This is a genomic window from Streptomyces sp. NPDC017529 (assembly GCF_044329785.1).
Taxonomy (GTDB): domain Bacteria; phylum Actinomycetota; class Actinomycetes; order Streptomycetales; family Streptomycetaceae; genus Streptomyces.
Map to the genome: position 1 here is coordinate 81,774 of NZ_JBIRJY010000018.1, position 13,811 is coordinate 95,584.

General features: G+C 71.9%; 17 protein-coding genes and 1 riboswitch. Of the genes, 14 read left to right on the forward strand and 3 right to left on the reverse strand.

Going from position 1 to position 13,811, the window contains the following annotated elements:
- Nucleotides 1-22 precede the first annotated feature (22 nt).
- Nucleotides 23-1,756, reverse strand: a complete 1,734-nt coding sequence (locus tag ACH4K4_RS31460; RefSeq protein WP_398171920.1) for an ABC transporter ATP-binding protein — start codon at nucleotides 1,754-1,756, stop codon at nucleotides 23-25.
- A gap of 187 nt (nucleotides 1,757-1,943) precedes the next feature.
- On the opposite strand from ACH4K4_RS31460, the gene ACH4K4_RS31465 reads away from it, so the two are divergent.
- The 7 genes from ACH4K4_RS31465 (at nucleotide 1,944) to ACH4K4_RS31495 (ending at nucleotide 6,605) form a co-directional block, all read left to right on the forward strand.
- Nucleotides 1,944-2,207: a MoaD/ThiS family protein gene (locus tag ACH4K4_RS31465; protein WP_360125610.1), complete on the forward strand. Its 264-nt coding sequence runs from the start codon at nucleotides 1,944-1,946 to the stop codon at nucleotides 2,205-2,207.
- Nucleotides 2,208-2,215: 8 nt separating this feature from the next.
- Nucleotides 2,216-3,664: a hypothetical protein gene (locus ACH4K4_RS31470; protein ID WP_398171922.1), complete on the forward strand. Its 1,449-nt coding sequence runs from the start codon at nucleotides 2,216-2,218 to the stop codon at nucleotides 3,662-3,664.
- A gap of 157 nt (nucleotides 3,665-3,821) precedes the next feature.
- Nucleotides 3,822-4,532, forward strand: coding sequence for a DUF2993 domain-containing protein (locus tag ACH4K4_RS31475; RefSeq protein WP_398171924.1), 711 nt, complete (start codon nucleotides 3,822-3,824; stop codon nucleotides 4,530-4,532).
- Between the two features lie 248 nt (nucleotides 4,533-4,780).
- The gene (locus ACH4K4_RS31480; RefSeq protein WP_360125604.1) at nucleotides 4,781-4,888 is read left to right on the forward strand and encodes a putative leader peptide; all 108 of its coding nucleotides are present in this window, start codon (nucleotides 4,781-4,783) and stop codon (nucleotides 4,886-4,888) included.
- A gap of 133 nt (nucleotides 4,889-5,021) precedes the next feature.
- A complete protein-coding gene (locus tag ACH4K4_RS31485; RefSeq protein WP_360125602.1) occupies nucleotides 5,022-5,867 on the forward strand; it encodes a sulfurtransferase in 846 nt (281 codons plus the stop codon).
- Between the two features lie 46 nt (nucleotides 5,868-5,913).
- Nucleotides 5,914-6,201, forward strand: a complete 288-nt coding sequence (locus tag ACH4K4_RS31490; RefSeq protein WP_385228406.1) for a DUF1416 domain-containing protein — start codon at nucleotides 5,914-5,916, stop codon at nucleotides 6,199-6,201.
- 122 nt (nucleotides 6,202-6,323) lie between these two features.
- Entirely contained in the window at nucleotides 6,324-6,605 is a 282-nt protein-coding gene (locus ACH4K4_RS31495) for a DUF3099 domain-containing protein (protein ID WP_398171926.1), read from the forward strand.
- A 25-nt stretch (nucleotides 6,606-6,630) separates the two neighbouring features.
- Here ACH4K4_RS31495 and ACH4K4_RS31500 read toward each other — a convergent pair whose 3' ends face one another.
- Nucleotides 6,631-6,996, reverse strand: a complete 366-nt coding sequence (locus tag ACH4K4_RS31500; RefSeq protein ID WP_398171928.1) for a DsrE family protein — start codon at nucleotides 6,994-6,996, stop codon at nucleotides 6,631-6,633.
- A 246-nt stretch (nucleotides 6,997-7,242) separates the two neighbouring features.
- Between ACH4K4_RS31500 and ACH4K4_RS31505 the strand changes: the two genes are divergently transcribed.
- From ACH4K4_RS31505 to ACH4K4_RS31530, 6 genes are all read left to right on the forward strand, one after another.
- On the forward strand, nucleotides 7,243-7,806 hold the full coding sequence (locus ACH4K4_RS31505) for an FABP family protein (protein ID WP_360125594.1): 564 nt from the start codon (nucleotides 7,243-7,245) through the stop codon (nucleotides 7,804-7,806).
- A riboswitch (cobalamin riboswitch) is annotated at nucleotides 7,802-7,942 on the forward strand. It overlaps the preceding gene by 5 nt.
- Nucleotides 7,943-8,107: 165 nt before the next feature.
- The gene (locus ACH4K4_RS31510; RefSeq protein WP_398172024.1) at nucleotides 8,108-9,139 is read left to right on the forward strand and encodes a FecCD family ABC transporter permease; all 1,032 of its coding nucleotides are present in this window, start codon (nucleotides 8,108-8,110) and stop codon (nucleotides 9,137-9,139) included.
- Nucleotides 9,139-9,933, forward strand: a complete 795-nt coding sequence (locus ACH4K4_RS31515) for an ABC transporter ATP-binding protein (RefSeq protein ID WP_398171930.1) — start codon at nucleotides 9,139-9,141, stop codon at nucleotides 9,931-9,933. Before ACH4K4_RS31510 ends, ACH4K4_RS31515 begins: the two co-directional genes overlap by 1 nt.
- A gap of 8 nt (nucleotides 9,934-9,941) precedes the next feature.
- On the forward strand, nucleotides 9,942-10,997 hold the full coding sequence (locus tag ACH4K4_RS31520) for an ABC transporter substrate-binding protein (protein ID WP_398171932.1): 1,056 nt from the start codon (nucleotides 9,942-9,944) through the stop codon (nucleotides 10,995-10,997).
- Nucleotides 10,998-11,018: 21 nt separating this feature from the next.
- Nucleotides 11,019-11,498, forward strand: coding sequence for a Fur family transcriptional regulator (locus tag ACH4K4_RS31525; RefSeq protein ID WP_398171934.1), 480 nt, complete (start codon nucleotides 11,019-11,021; stop codon nucleotides 11,496-11,498).
- A gap of 19 nt (nucleotides 11,499-11,517) precedes the next feature.
- Nucleotides 11,518-12,498 (forward strand): YgfZ/GcvT domain-containing protein, encoded by a 981-nt coding sequence (locus tag ACH4K4_RS31530; RefSeq protein ID WP_398171936.1) that lies wholly within the window; start codon nucleotides 11,518-11,520, stop codon nucleotides 12,496-12,498.
- Between the two features lie 16 nt (nucleotides 12,499-12,514).
- Here ACH4K4_RS31530 and dtd read toward each other — a convergent pair whose 3' ends face one another.
- Nucleotides 12,515-12,940 (reverse strand): D-aminoacyl-tRNA deacylase, encoded by a 426-nt coding sequence (gene dtd / locus ACH4K4_RS31535; RefSeq protein ID WP_398171938.1) that lies wholly within the window; start codon nucleotides 12,938-12,940, stop codon nucleotides 12,515-12,517.
- Between the two features lie 183 nt (nucleotides 12,941-13,123).
- On the opposite strand from dtd, the gene ACH4K4_RS31540 reads away from it, so the two are divergent.
- Entirely contained in the window at nucleotides 13,124-13,792 is a 669-nt protein-coding gene (locus ACH4K4_RS31540) for an ABC transporter substrate-binding protein (protein WP_398171940.1), read from the forward strand.
- Nucleotides 13,793-13,811: the final 19 nt, after the last annotated feature.

A 13,811-nucleotide genomic window follows, 5' to 3' on the forward strand; every position in this document is an offset into this window, starting at 1 on the left:
CGCTGCGGGGCCTGTTGGCTGCTCACGCCGCCTCCTGCTCGGTCAGCTGGGAGAGCACGATCTCCCGGTAGGTCTCGTTGTCCGCCATCAGCTCGGCGTGCGTGCCGGTGCCGACCACCCGGCCCTCGTCCAGGACGACGATGCGGTCGGCGCCGCGGATGGTGGAGACGCGCTGGGCGACGATCACGACCGTGGCCCGGTCCGTCTCCCGGGCCAGCGCGGCCCGCAGCGCGGCGTCCGTGGCGTAGTCCAGGGCGGAGAAGGAGTCGTCGAAGAGGTAGATCTCGGGCTTGCGTACCAGCGCCCGCGCGATGGCCAGCCGCTGCCGCTGCCCGCCGGAGACGTTGCCGCCGCCCTGGGCGATCGGCGCGTCCAGGCCGCCCTCCATCCGTTCGACGAAGTCGCGGGCCTGCGCGGTCTCCAGCGCGTGCCACAGCTCCTCGTCGGTCGCTTCGGGGTTGCCGTAGCGCAGGTTGGTGGCCACGGTCCCGGAGAAGAGGTACGGCTTCTGGGGTACGAGGCCGATGGTCTTGGCCAGCGTCTCGGGGGCGAGGGTGCGCACATCCACGCCGTCCACCAGCACCGCGCCGTCCGTCGCGTCGAACAGCCGCGGCACCAGGCCGAGGAGGGTGGACTTGCCGCTGCCCGTCGAGCCGATGACGGCGGTGGTCTCGCCGGGGCGCGCGGTCAGCGAGATGTCCTTGAGGACCGGCTCCTCGGCGCCGGGGAAGCGGAACCCGACACCGCGCAGTTCCAGTTCCCCGTGCCGGCGCAGCTCGGTGACCGGCGCCTTCGGCGGGGTGACGCTGGTGTCGGTGGCCAGCACCTCCTGGATGCGCTCGGCGCAGACCTCGGCGCGCGGCAGCATCATCACCATGAACGTCGCCATCATGATCGACATGAGGATGTACATCAGATAGCTGAGGAAGGCGGTCAGCGCGCCGATCTGCATCCCGCCGCTGTCGATGCGGTGCCCGCCGAACCAGACGACGGCCACGCTGGAGACGTTCACGACGAGCATGACCAGCGGGAACATCAGCGACATCAGCCGGCCGGCGCGCAGCGACACGTCGTACAGGTCGCGGTTGGCGCCGGCGAAGCGCTCGCGCTCGTACCCGTCCCTGACGAAGGCGCGGATGACCCGTATGCCGGTGATCTGCTCGCGCAGCACCCGGTTGACGGTGTCGATGCGCTCCTGCACCCCGCGGAAGAGCGGGCGCATGCGCCGGACGACCAGCGACACGAGGACCGCCAGGACCGGCACGATGACCAGGATCAGGCCGGACAGCGGCACGTCCTGGTTCAGGGCCATCACGACGCCGCCGACGCACATGATGGGCGCCGCGACCATCATCGTGAACGTCATCAGGACCAGCATCTGGACCTGCTGTACGTCGTTGGTGGTACGGGTGATCAGGGACGGCGCGCCGAACCTGCCCACCTCGCGGGCGGAGAAGGACTGCACCCGGTCGAAGACCGCCGCCCGGATGTCACGGCCCAGTGCCATGGCCGTGCGGGCGCCGAAGTAGACGGCGCCGATCGAGCAGACGATCTGCAGCAGGGTCACGGCGGTCATGACGCCGCCGAGGCTCAATATGTAGCCCATGTCCCCTTTGACGACACCGTTGTCGATGATGTCGGCGTTGAGGGTGGGCAGGTAGAGGGTGGCCAGCGTCTGGACGAGCTGGAGCAGCACGATCAGGGATATCGGGCGCATGTGGGGCCGCAGATGCGCCCGCGCCAATCGGACCAACACCTTTCGAGCCTATGCGAGCTGATTCGCGCGGCAATCGAATTTCCCCCCGTCACTCGAACGGAGCTGGAGGTTTTGCCAGAACTTGTCCGGACCGGCGTCCCGACTCGCCCCGAACGGGACCGGCCTTCGCGTGCGCCATCATGGAGGCATCTGACGACTCACGACGATTCACGATGAAGAGGCCGCCGTGACAACAACTGGCACCGTGCGTTACTGGGCCGCGGCGAAGGCCGCCGCCGGCACCGCCGAGGAGCCGTACGCGGCGGCGACGCTCGCCGAGGCACTGGCCGCGGCGCGCGAGCGGCACGCCGCGAACCCGGAGTTCGCCCGCGTCCTGACGCGCAGCTCGTTCCTGGTCGACGGCGATCCGGTCGGCAGCCGCGACCACGCGGCGGTACGGCTGGCCGAGGGCGGCACCGTCGAGGTCCTGCCGCCGTTCGCGGGAGGATGAGCGAGAACATGAGCGAGAACCAGCCGCAGAATCCGTACGGGTCCTACGGGCCGTACGACCCGCAGGACCCGCACCGGCAGCAGCGGGCCCCCCAGGACGCCCACGATCCGTACCGGTCCGCCGACCCCTACGAGACGCCCGGGTCGTACGAGACCGGCGGTACGTACGGGTCCCAGCCCGCGCAGCCGTACGGCAGTTACGAGGGCACGTACGGACAGCAGCAGCCCCCCGCGCAGCAGCCGCAGCAGCAGTCCTACGGCCACCAGGCATACGGACAGCAGGCCTACGGTCAGCAGTCGTACGGGCAGCAGGCATACGGCCACCAGCAGCAGGGCTACGACACCTACGGGCAGCCGCAGCAGACCTCCTGGCCCTCCGCAGCCGGACAACAACAACAGCAGCAGCATCCGGGGCAGTACGGGCAGGGCTCGTACGGAGCCGACGCCTACGCCCCGGCCAACGGCGGCCAGGACGATCCGCAGACGCAGATCTGGACCGCGCCGACCTGGGACACCAGCGCCCAGCTCCCCGTCGTGAACGGGCCGGGCGCCGCAACGCCCGACCCGTCCGCCGCCGAGACGTCCTACCTGCCGAAGCAGAGCCCCGCGCCGGCCGCCACCCGGAACCCGCAGCCGCAGCCGCAGCCGCACACCGGCGCCCAGCCCGCGCAGGAACCCGAACCCGCCCCCGACCTGTCGCGGCTCGCGCCCAACCAGCGCGCCCGCGCCGAGGGCCGCTCGCCGATCATCCCGCCCGGCCTCAAGCCCGCCGCGGTCACCGCCGTGCTGGCCCTGCTCCTCGCGCTCGCCGCCCCGCTGCCCCGCGTGGGCCTGATGGTGCCGGTGGTGCTCCTCCAGGCCGTCACCGCCGCCGGCTGGTTCCGCCTCAACGGCATGTGGCCGGCCCGGCAGGGCATCGCGCTCGCCTTCCTGGCGGGCGTGACCACCGACATCGCGCTACTGGCCACGGACCGCGACCAGGCGCCCACGGTCGCCATCGGCACGCTCGGCGTCTGGTGCCTGTTCGTCCTCGTCCTACAGCTGCGCAACCGCAGCAGCGCCGACGAACGCATGTACGCGCTGACCGCCGGTCTCACCTCGACCGCGCTCGCGGTCATGGCGTCGGGCCAGCTGGCCGCCGCGGCCGACGCGGTCACGGTCGGCGCCATCGCGGTGGCCGTGGCGACCCTCGCCCGCGCCCTGCCGCTGCCCCCCGCCGCCTCCCTCGTCGTCGCCCTGCTCGGCGGCGCGGGCGCGGGCATCGCGGCCGGCCAGCTCACCGGCCTCGGCGCGGCGGGCGCCCTGCTGGGCCTGGTCGCCGGCGGCTGCGCCCTGATCGGCCTCCGCGTCGCCAGCTACGACTACCCCTCCCGCTTCGTCCACATGACCGCGGGCGTAGCTCTCCCCCTGGCCCTCGCCTCCCCCGCCGTCTACGTCCTGGGGCGCGCCCTGACCTGACCGATCCAGCCTGTCCGGCCGCGGGCCGCCTGCCCGGCCGCAGGCCCGCGGAACAACACCGGCCCCCCTGGGCCGGTTAGGCTCGCAGGCGCAACATCAAGGTCTGAACCGGAAAAACCGGGCCGAATTCGGCCCCACGCCTGGGGGTAGTGGTTCGATGCGCGCACTGCGAGTGCTGCTGGTGATCGTCGTGATATTCGGCGGCCTGTTCGTCGCCGCCGACCGGGTGGCCGTGAACATCGCCGAGGACAAGGCCGCGGACAAGATCCGCAGCAGCCAGGGCCTGGACCGGACGCCGGAGGTGTCGATCACCGGCTTCCCGTTCCTGACCCAGGTCGCGAGCCGCAGGCTGGACCGGGTGGACGCCAAGATCGACGGCCTGAACGCGACCGCCGAGGGCCGCACGCTGCGCATCGAGCAGATGTCGGCGCAGTTCCACGACGTGAAGCTGACCAGCGACTACACCTCGATCGAGAGCGCGGCCAGCGCCACCGGCGAGGCCCGTATCTCGTACGCGGACCTGACCGCCGCCTCGGGCAAGAACGTGAAGGTGAGCTACGGCGGCGAGAAGAACGGCAAGAGCCAGGTGAAGATCTCCCCGAACCTGCCGAACCTGCCGATGCTCAACGCGCTGGAGATCACCGGCACCGTGAGCATAGTGAACGGCGACACCGTCCAGCTGCGCGCCGACAAGCTGCCGGACCTGTGCTCGCGGCTGTCCGCCTGCCGGGACCAGGTCCGCGGGGAGACCGACCACCGGTGGAAGCTGAACCGGCTGCCCGGCAGCCTGAAGCTGGACAAGGTCGTTTCGACGCGGGACGGCATCTCGATCTCGGCCAGCGGCACGGACGTCAAGATTTCCGGCTGATCCGGCGCCCGGCCGGGGCACCCCCCACCCCCGGCCGGCGGCATCGGTACGAATCACCACGAACCACCCGGCCGTCCATACGCTGAGACATCCCGTCCCGCACGCCAGTCCCCCACCGGCCCGCGGGCCGCCGCGGCCCGGCCGGCAGGCCGCCCGCACCCCCTCCTCGTATCGCCATGCGGACCCACGCGTCTCAGCATCCGACACGCCGGTGACACGTCCCACCGCGCCTCCCTACGATCGGTCGCATGCAGAGCTCTCTGAGCGGTTCCCGTTCGCGGGGACAGGCGAATCTCACGAAGCGGCGGGCAGTCGATCTGTGCCGCGTCGCCGCCATGCTCTGTCGCACTGCCTGACGGGCGGCCTCTTCCCCCCGCCCCCGCCCGGCCCGCCGAGGCCACCCTGCCCTTCCCCACGCAGCGCCGCGTCCCCCGCCCGCAGCGCGCACCGGCGTACGCGTGCCCCGTAACTGCCCCGGAGGAGAACAACATGAGCCGTAGCGACGTCCTGGTGGACGCCGACTGGGTCGAGGCCCACATCGACGACCCGAAGGTGGTCATCGTCGAGGTCGACGAGGACACCTCGGCCTACGACAAGAACCACATCAAGAACGCCGTCCGCATCGACTGGCAGAAGGACCTCCAGGACCCGGTGCGGCGCGACTTCGTCGACCAGGCGGGCTTCGAGAAGCTGCTGTCCGAGAAGGGCATCGCCAACGACGACACGGTCGTCCTCTACGGCGGCAACAACAACTGGTTCGCCTCGTACGCGTACTGGTACTTCAAGCTGTACGGCCACGGCAGCGTCAAGCTGCTCGACGGCGGCCGCAAGAAGTGGGAGCTGGACTCGCGCGACCTGGTCGACGGCTCGCAGGTGCCGAACCGCCCGCAGACCCAGTACAAGGCGAAGGCCCAGGACACCTCCATCCGCGCCTTCCGTGACGACGTCGTCGCCGCGATCGGCAACCTGAACCTGGTCGACGTGCGCTCCCCCGACGAGTTCAGCGGCAAGCTGCTCGCCCCCGCGCACCTCCCGCAGGAGCAGTCGCAGCGCCCCGGCCACGTGCCGAGCGCCCGCAACATCCCGTGGTCGAAGAACGCCAACGACGACGGCACCTTCAAGTCGGACGACGAGCTCAAGGCCCTGTACGAGACCGAGAACGTGGACCTGGCGAAGGACACCATCGCCTACTGCCGCATCGGCGAGCGCTCCGCGCTCACCTGGTTCGTGCTGCACGAGCTGCTCGGCCAGAGCAACGTCAAGAACTACGACGGCTCCTGGACCGAGTACGGCTCGCTGGTCGGCGTGCCGATCGAGCTCGGCGCCGCGAAGTAAGCGCACCGCCTCCCCGTACCCCTCAACCCACCAAGGAAGTACCCATATGTGTGGAGCACAGGCCGGCGGCCCGGACGCTTCGACGATCAAGCCGGGCGAGACCACCATCCAGGGCAGCGTGACCCGCGACGGCCAGCCCGTCACCGGGTACGTGCGGCTGCTGGACAGCACCGGCGAGTTCACCGCCGAGGTCCCCACCTCGGCGACCGGGCAGTTCCGCTTCTACGCGGCCGAGGGCACCTGGACGCTGCGCGCCCTGGTCCCGGGCGCGACCGCGGACCGCACCGTCGTCGCGCAGCACGGCGGGCTCGCGGAGGTCGCCATCGCCGTCTGACGGCGACACCCATACGTACGCACGTACGGCCGCCGGGCCGCACCCCAGGGGTTTGGACGCCTTGGCTGGGGGTGCGGCCCGCCGCGCTTCCCAGCGGCCGCGGGCCGACCTACGGTGGAGTCATGTACGCGCACCAGCGTCCGCCCGCGCAGCGCCGGCACCGCCGGTACTTCGCCCTGATGGGCGTCTGCATCGCCCTGTTCGTGCTGGCGTGGGGCGTGGTCCGGCTGTGGTCCGTGCCGGCGGCCGTGGCGATGTGCGTGGTCGCCATGGTCATCCCGCCGTTCGCGGCGATCGTCGGCAACCGCAGGGAGCCGGGCGAACGCTGGTGGGACGAGTCCGGCGACCCGGAGTCCGACCGCTGGTGGCGCGAGATCGACGACCACGGCCCCGGCCGCCGCTGAGAGCCGGTGCCGGCCGGGAACCGGCTCAGTAGACCAGCGCCTGCACCCCGTCCGGCACGACCTCGCTGACGAACACCTGCGCCCCGGCGATCCGGGCGCCCTCGATGAGGTCCTTCTCCTCGATGCCGCGGCGCGCCGCGCACTGCGTGCACACGGTGATGGTGCCGCCGCCCGCCGTGATCGAGTCGATCAGGTCCGGCAGCGGCGCCGCGTGCGGCAGCTCGAACTCCGCAGCCCGCCCCGGCAGCGCGAACCACGCCGACTCCCCGGTCAGCCACAGCGAGACCTGCACCCCGCTCGCCACGGCGACCGCCGCCACCGTGAACGCCTGGGAACAGCGCTCGGGAGCGTCGGCCCCCGCCGTCACCTTGATCACCAGCTTCTTCGCCATACGGCCACTCTAGGGCGCGCGGCGGACCTCACAGCGCTGCCCTGAGCCACGCCGACTAGACTCGCTCCCGGTCCGTAATACCTCACTCCGTCCGAGGAGCGCGCTCGTGCTTGAGGCAGTCTTCACCACCCTGCTCGTCCTGGTAGCCGTCGGCGTCGTCGCTTTCGCCGGGCTGACCTGGAAGAAGCTGTACCAGGGCCAGCGCTAGAGACCAGAAACCTCCCCTAATACAGATCGCCTGAGCTCATGATCGAGATCCCGTCCGACCTGAACCCGGCCCTCGTGCCCCTCGCCTTCCTGCTCGGCAACTGGGAGGGCGCGGGCGTCGCGGACTTCCCCGGTACCGAGAAGTGCAACTTCGGCCAGGAGGTCACCTTCACGCACGACGGCCGCGACTTCCTCGAATACACCTCGCACAGCTGGGTGCTGGACGGTGAGGGCAAGAAGGTCGCGCCGCTGGAGACCGAGGCCGGCTACTGGCGCATCGACAAGGACCGCAAGGTCGAGGTCGTGATGATCCGCGACGGTGGCGTCGCGGAGGTCTGGTACGGCGAGCTGGCCGACCAGAAGCCGCAGATCGACCTGGCCACCGACGCCGTCGCGCGCACCGCCGCCTCGGGCCCGTACAGCGGCGGCAAGCGCCTGTACGGGTACGTGAACAGCGACCTGATGTGGGTAGGCGAGAAGACCACCCCCGAGGTGCCGCTGCGCCCGTACATGTCCGCGCACCTGAAGAAGGTCGTCGACCCCAGTGAGTGGGCCAAGGACCTCAAGGACCTGCCGGACGACGGCATCGCTTTCTTCAAGTAACAGCCGTCTTCCCAGCAACGACAGACGCAGAGCGCCCCGCGGGGAAAGTCCGGTGAGAGTCCGGCGCTGACCCGCAACGGTGAGCGGAAACCTCCTTCCGCCAGCCCGATCGCCCGCGGGGGCGCCCGTTCCGACAACTCGCCGTGGACTGCGAGGGGACGCCGCCGCCGGCCTCGCGCCTCGGACCACGGCCCCTTCCCGTACGGACGCGGCCCGAGCCGAAGGCGCTGGTCCCTTGGCCGCCCCCGCCCGTACCGCCGCTCCCCCGGCCCCAGCGACGGCGCCGCGCCGCCCAGCGCCGCTGCGTACCGGCCCGCTGGCCGCCGGGCTCGCCGCCGCCCTGCTCGGCTCGCTGCTGTGCGGCGTCGGCCTCGGCGCCTCCGGCGTCGGCTGGGGCGACGTGCTGCGCTACCTCGGCGCGGGCCTGAGCGGCGGCACCATCTCCGCCGACGAGGTCTCCGCCTACACCATCGTCTGGGAGCTGCGCTTCCCCCGCGCCGTGCTGGCCGCCGTCGTGGGCGCCGGGCTCTCCGCGATCGGCGTCGCCGTCCAGGCGCTGGTGCGCAACGCGCTCGCCGACCCCTTCGTGCTCGGCGTCTCCTCCGGCGCCGCGGTCGGCGCCAACGCCGTCCTGCTCTTCGGGTCGCTGGCCGCGCTCGGCGTGTGGGCGCTGTCCACCGCCGCCTTCTGCTCGGCGCTGCTGGCGATGGCGCTGGTGTACGCGGCGGCCCGCAGCGCGCACGGGCTGACGCCGCTGCGGCTGGTCCTGACCGGCTCCGCCATGTACTACGGCTTCTCCGCCCTCTCCACCCTGATGGTGTTCGCCGCCGACCGCGGCGAGGCCGCGCGGTCCGCGATGATGTGGCTGCTCGGCAGCCTCAGCGGAGCGGGCTGGGGCTCGGTGCCGATCGCCGCGGCCGCGGTGGCCGCCGCGCTGGTCTACCTGGTGGCCTCGGCGGGCCGCCTCAACGCGCTGGCCATGGGCGACGAGTCGGCCGCCGCGCTCGGCGTGGACCCGGGGCGGCTGCGCCGGGAGCTGTTCGTGGTGACGGCGGGCGTCACCGGCGCGGTGGTCGCGGTCAGCGGGGCGATCGGGTTCGTCGGGCTGATGGTGCCGCACGTGACGCGGATGCTGGTGGGCGCCGGGCACCGGCGGGTGCTGGCCGTGGCGCCGCTGCTGGGCGCGGTGCTGCTGGTGTGGGTGGACATTCTGAGCCGGGTGCTGCTGGCGCCCGTGGAACTGCCCGTCGGAGTGATCACCGCCGTCATCGGCGTGCCCTGCTTCGTCCTGCTGATGCGGCGCCGCGGCTACTCCTTCGGAGGCGGTGCGTGATGCGGATCGACATCGACGCGGTGTCCGTGGACGTGGCCGGCGCCCGGCTCGTGCACGACATCACCCTGCACGCCGGCAGCGGCCGGGTCGTCGGGCTGGTCGGGCCCAACGGCAGCGGCAAGTCCACCCTGCTGCGCTGCGCCTACCGGGCACTGCGCCCGGCCGCCGGCACCGTGCGGCTGGACGGCGCCGACCTGCACGCCATGGGCGTACGCGAGGGGGCCCGGCAGCTGGCCGCGCTGCCGCAGGAGTCGGCGACCGAGTTCGGTTTCACGGCCGCCGAGGTCGTCGCGATGGGGCGGCTGCCGCACCAGCGCGGCTCGGGGCGGCCGAGCGCCGCCGACACCCGGTTGTGCGAGGAGGCCCTCGCGCGGTCCGGCGCCGCCCACCTGGCCGAGCGCTCGTTCCTGAGCCTGTCCGGCGGCGAGAAGCAGCGGGTGCTGATCGCCCGCGCGCTGGCCCAGGAGCCGAAGGTGCTGGTGCTGGACGAGCCGACCAACCACCTGGACATCGCGCAGCAGTTGGAGCTGCTGGCGCTGGTGCGGGACAGCGGGCTGACGGTGCTGACCGCGCTGCACGACCTGAACCTGGCCGCCGGGCACTGCGACGAGCTGTACGTCATCTCCGGCGGCCGCATCGTCGCCTCCGGCGCCCCGCACGACGTGCTGGACACCGAGCTGCTGGCCGAGGTGTTCGGGGTGCGCGCGCACCGCGTACCGCATCCCGAGACCGGCGCCGTACAGCTGCTCTTCGACCGCCTGCCCGCCCGTACCGACCCGCCGACCACCCCGTGAGGACCCCCATGCGCACCCGCCACCGCTCCGCCGCCCTGCTCACCGCCCTCGCGCTCGCCGCGCTCACCGGCTGCGGCGCGCAGGTCGCCGAGGGCGGGAAGGACGGCAAGGACGGCTCGGCCGAGGCGTCGGGCGCCGGATCGGGGCACTACCCGGTCACGGTCGAGAACTGCGGTACGAAGACGACGTACGACAAGGCGCCGCGGCGCGTGGTCACCAACGACATCGGAATCGCCGACATCATGTTCGCGCTCGGTCTGGAGGACCACATGGCCGGGTACGTCACGCCGGAGTACCGGGGCGACATCGACGCCGTCGCCTGGAAGGACGCGTACGCCAAGGTGCCGTGGCTGTCCAAGAAGGCGATCACCAAGGAGATCGCCCTGGACGCCAGGGCCGACCTGGTCTTCGCGGGCTGGAACTACGGCTTCGGCGAGGACAGCGGCGTCACGCCCGCGTCCCTGGAGAAGCTCGGCATCGGCAGCTACGTGCTCACCGAGTCCTGCCGCAACGGGACCGACGGCGGCCGGGACCGCGCCCGCGGCGTGATGCCGCCGCTGGACGCGCTCTACACCGACCTGCGGACCCTCGGGAAGATCTTCGACGTCGAGGACCGGGCCGAGGCGCTGGTCACCAAGTACCGCAAGCAGGTCGCCGACGCGCAGGCCAAGGCGCCCGCGGAGGGCGAGCGGCCCTCCGTCTTCCTCTACGACGGCGGCCAGGACAAGCCCCTGACCTCGGGCCGCTTCGCCGGGCCGCACGACATCATCACCAAGGCCGGCGGCGACCACGTCATGAAGGACCTCAAGGACTCCTGGACCACGGTCGGGTGGGAGACGGTGGTCGAGCGCGACCCCGACGTGATCGTGATCAACGATTACGGCACGCCGACCGCCGAGCAGAAGAAGTCGTTCCTCAAGTCGTACGCGCCACTGAAGAACGTCTCGGCGATCAAGAACGACCGCATTTACGTCATGGATTACGCCGATCTGGTGGAGAGCCCGCGCAACCCCGCGGCCGTCACCGCGCTCTCCGGCTACCTGCGCGGCGTACGCACCGGCTGACCGCCCTCCTACACTGGGAGCGTGGTGACCACCGACTGGCAGAGTGACCTCCGCAAGCGCGGCTACCGGCTGACCCCGCAGCGCCAGCTCGTACTGGAGGCCGTGGACAAGCTGGAGCACGCCACCCCCGACGACATCCTCACCGAGGTGCGCAGGACGGCGGGCGGCGTGAACATCTCCACGGTCTACCGGACCCTGGAACTGCTGGAGGAGCTGAACCTGGTCAGCCATGCCCACCTCGGGCACGGCGCCCCCACGTACCACCTCGCCGACCGGCACCACCACATCCATTTGGTGTGCCGGGACTGCACGGACGTGATCGAGGCCGACCTGTCGATCGCCGAACCGTTCACGACGACGCTCAGGGAAACGTTCGGCTTCGACACGGACCTGAAGCACTTCGCGATCTTCGGTCGCTGTGCGGCCTGCGGCGAGAAGGACACCGCGCCGGCGCCGGACGGCGGCCCGCACGCGGAGGGCGGGTCGGGGCCCGTTTCGTAGCCGGTCGTACGCTTGGGGTATGCCGCGCCAACGTGAAGCCAGTCCGCTGCTGTCGCTGCCCGGTGCCGTTCCGGCCGAGGCCCCCGACGAAGGTGTCGCCGCACACTACGGCGACCTGTTCCGTGAGCAACGCGCCCTCGCGGACGGCCGCGGCCTGGTCGACCTCTCGCACCGCGGCGTGGTCACCGTCAGCGGCCCCGAGCGGCTGAGCTGGCTGCACCTGCTGCTGACCCAGCACGTCAGCGAACTCGCGCCGGGACACGCCACCGAGGCCCTGATCCTCTCCGCCAACGGCCACATCGAGCACGCCCTCTACCTCGTCGACGACGGGGAGACGACCTGGCTGCACACCGAGCCGGGTACCGAGGAGGCGCTGATCGCCTACCTGGAGAGCATGAAGTTCTTCTACCGGGTCGAGGTCGCCGACCGTACGGACGACTACGCGGTCGTCCACCTGCCGGCCGGCTCGATCGCCGAGGCCCCGAAGGACGCGGTCGTACGGGAGACCCCGCACGGCCGGGACCTGTTCCTGCCCCGCGGTGAACTGGAGGCCTTCGCGGCGGCCAACGGCCCCGCCGTCGGCACCCTGGCCCTGGAGGCGCTGCGCGTCGAGGCGCACCGGCCGCGGCTGGGCATGGAGACCGACCACCGCACCATCCCCCACGAGCTGGGCTGGCTCGGCACCGCCGTGCACCTCCAGAAGGGCTGCTACCGCGGCCAGGAGACCGTGGCCCGCGTCCACAACCTGGGGAAGCCGCCGCGCCGCCTGGTCTTCCTGCACCTGGACGGCAGCGAGGTGCACCTGCCTCCGCACGGCGCGCCCGTACGCCTCGCCGCCGACGGCGCGGAGGGCCGCCAGCTCGGCTTCGTCACCACCTCGGCCCGCCACCACGAACTCGGCCCCATCGCCCTGGCCCTCGTCAAGCGCAACGTGCCCGTCGACGCGGAGCTGCTGGCGGAGACCACGGCGGCGGCGCAGGAGGTCGTGGTCGAGCCGTAGCGCCGGCTTCCGGGGCTCAGACCTCCAGGAGCACCGTGAACGGGCCGTCGTTCGTCAGGGACACCTTCATGTCCGCGCCGAAGCGGCCCGTGTGCACCTCGGCGCCCAGCTCGCGGAGCCGGTCGACGACCGCGTCGACGAGGGGTTCGGCCACCGGCCCGGGGGCCGCCGCGTTCCAGGTGGGCCTGCGGCCCTTGCGGGCGTCACCATAGAGAGTGAACTGGCTGACCACCAGCAGCCCCGCTCCGGTGTCCGAACAGGACTTCTCGCCGTCCAGGATGCGCACCGACCACAGCTTCCCGGCGAGCTGCGCCGCCTTCGCCGGGGTGTCGTCGTGCGTGACCCCGACCAGCACGCACAGCCCCTCACCGACGATCTCACCGACCGTCTCGCCGTCCACCTCGACGCGTGCGCCGTCGACCCTCTGCACCACAGCTCGCATACAGGCCATGATGCACGGCGCGCCCGGGACCCTGACAGCCGTACCCTCCCGGGGCCGTTCGGGTGCCATGGCCATGGCTGGCCCTGCGGGCGGCACGCGCAGGGTGGCACGATGCGTGCACGCGGTGCGTTTCACGGACAACCTGCCCGTGCGACCGCACCGGACGAGGGGACGGAACGACTCATGAGCACTGCCGGTTCCGGGCAGACACCCGGTCCCGTACCGACCGCCCGTACGGCGCCGACGGCGGCCCGTACGACCACGCAGGCCCAGGCACACCCCGGGCCCGCCCGCACGGAGGACGGCCCCATGTCCCAGGCCGGCACGGCACCGCACCGGGCCCCGCTGCAACGCGACCGCTTCCGCCCGGGACCGCCGCCCGACCTGCTCCGGCTGAGCCTGCCCGATCTGCGGGTCCTGCGCCGCTCCGCGCAGCGGGAGGAGGCCGACCTGAGCTATGTGCGGCGCCTGCTCCAGGGCCGGATCGACATCCTGCGCGCCGAGAGCAGCCGCCGTACGGCCCCGCACTCCCCGCTGCTGGACCGCCTCCCGGAGATCCTGACGGACGGGCCGTCGCGGCACCGCTCCTCGGCCCGCCATGTGACGCTCGGCATGCCGCACAGCGAGGAGTACCGCCAGCTGGCGGAGCAGATGCTCGGCGAGGTGGAGCTGTCCGACCTCACGGCCCGTACGGACCAGGAGCTGCACGACGCCATGGGGCGGCTCGTCCGGTACGAGCAGCAGGTGTCGCGGGCCCGCCAGTCCCTCCAGCGGACGGCCGACGATTGCAGTGCCGAGATCGCCCGCAGGTACCGTGAAGGCGAAGCACAAGTAGACGACCTGCTCTCCTGACCCACCGGCCGCACGGCTC

Excerpts from the sequence above, each read along its gene's own strand:
- ACH4K4_RS31470 (WP_398171922.1), top strand. The coding sequence starts at position 2,216 with ATGAGCGAGAACCAGCCGCAGAATCCGTACGGGTCCTACGGGCCGTAC.
- ACH4K4_RS31475 (WP_398171924.1), top strand. The coding sequence starts at position 3,822 with ATGCGCGCACTGCGAGTGCTGCTGGTGATCGTCGTGATATTCGGCGGC.
- ACH4K4_RS31480 (WP_360125604.1), top strand. The coding sequence starts at position 4,781 with ATGCAGAGCTCTCTGAGCGGTTCCCGTTCGCGGGGACAGGCGAATCTC.
- ACH4K4_RS31485 (WP_360125602.1), top strand. The coding sequence starts at position 5,022 with ATGAGCCGTAGCGACGTCCTGGTGGACGCCGACTGGGTCGAGGCCCAC.
- ACH4K4_RS31490 (WP_385228406.1), top strand. The coding sequence starts at position 5,914 with ATGTGTGGAGCACAGGCCGGCGGCCCGGACGCTTCGACGATCAAGCCG.
- ACH4K4_RS31495 (WP_398171926.1), top strand. The coding sequence starts at position 6,324 with ATGTACGCGCACCAGCGTCCGCCCGCGCAGCGCCGGCACCGCCGGTAC.
- ACH4K4_RS31500 (WP_398171928.1), bottom strand. The coding sequence starts at position 6,996 with ATGGCGAAGAAGCTGGTGATCAAGGTGACGGCGGGGGCCGACGCTCCC.
- ACH4K4_RS31505 (WP_360125594.1), top strand. The coding sequence starts at position 7,243 with ATGATCGAGATCCCGTCCGACCTGAACCCGGCCCTCGTGCCCCTCGCC.
- ACH4K4_RS31515 (WP_398171930.1), top strand. The coding sequence starts at position 9,139 with ATGCGGATCGACATCGACGCGGTGTCCGTGGACGTGGCCGGCGCCCGG.
- ACH4K4_RS31520 (WP_398171932.1), top strand. The coding sequence starts at position 9,942 with ATGCGCACCCGCCACCGCTCCGCCGCCCTGCTCACCGCCCTCGCGCTC.
- ACH4K4_RS31530 (WP_398171936.1), top strand. The coding sequence starts at position 11,518 with ATGCCGCGCCAACGTGAAGCCAGTCCGCTGCTGTCGCTGCCCGGTGCC.
- dtd (WP_398171938.1), bottom strand. The coding sequence starts at position 12,940 with ATGCGAGCTGTGGTGCAGAGGGTCGACGGCGCACGCGTCGAGGTGGAC.
- ACH4K4_RS31540 (WP_398171940.1), top strand. The coding sequence starts at position 13,124 with ATGAGCACTGCCGGTTCCGGGCAGACACCCGGTCCCGTACCGACCGCC.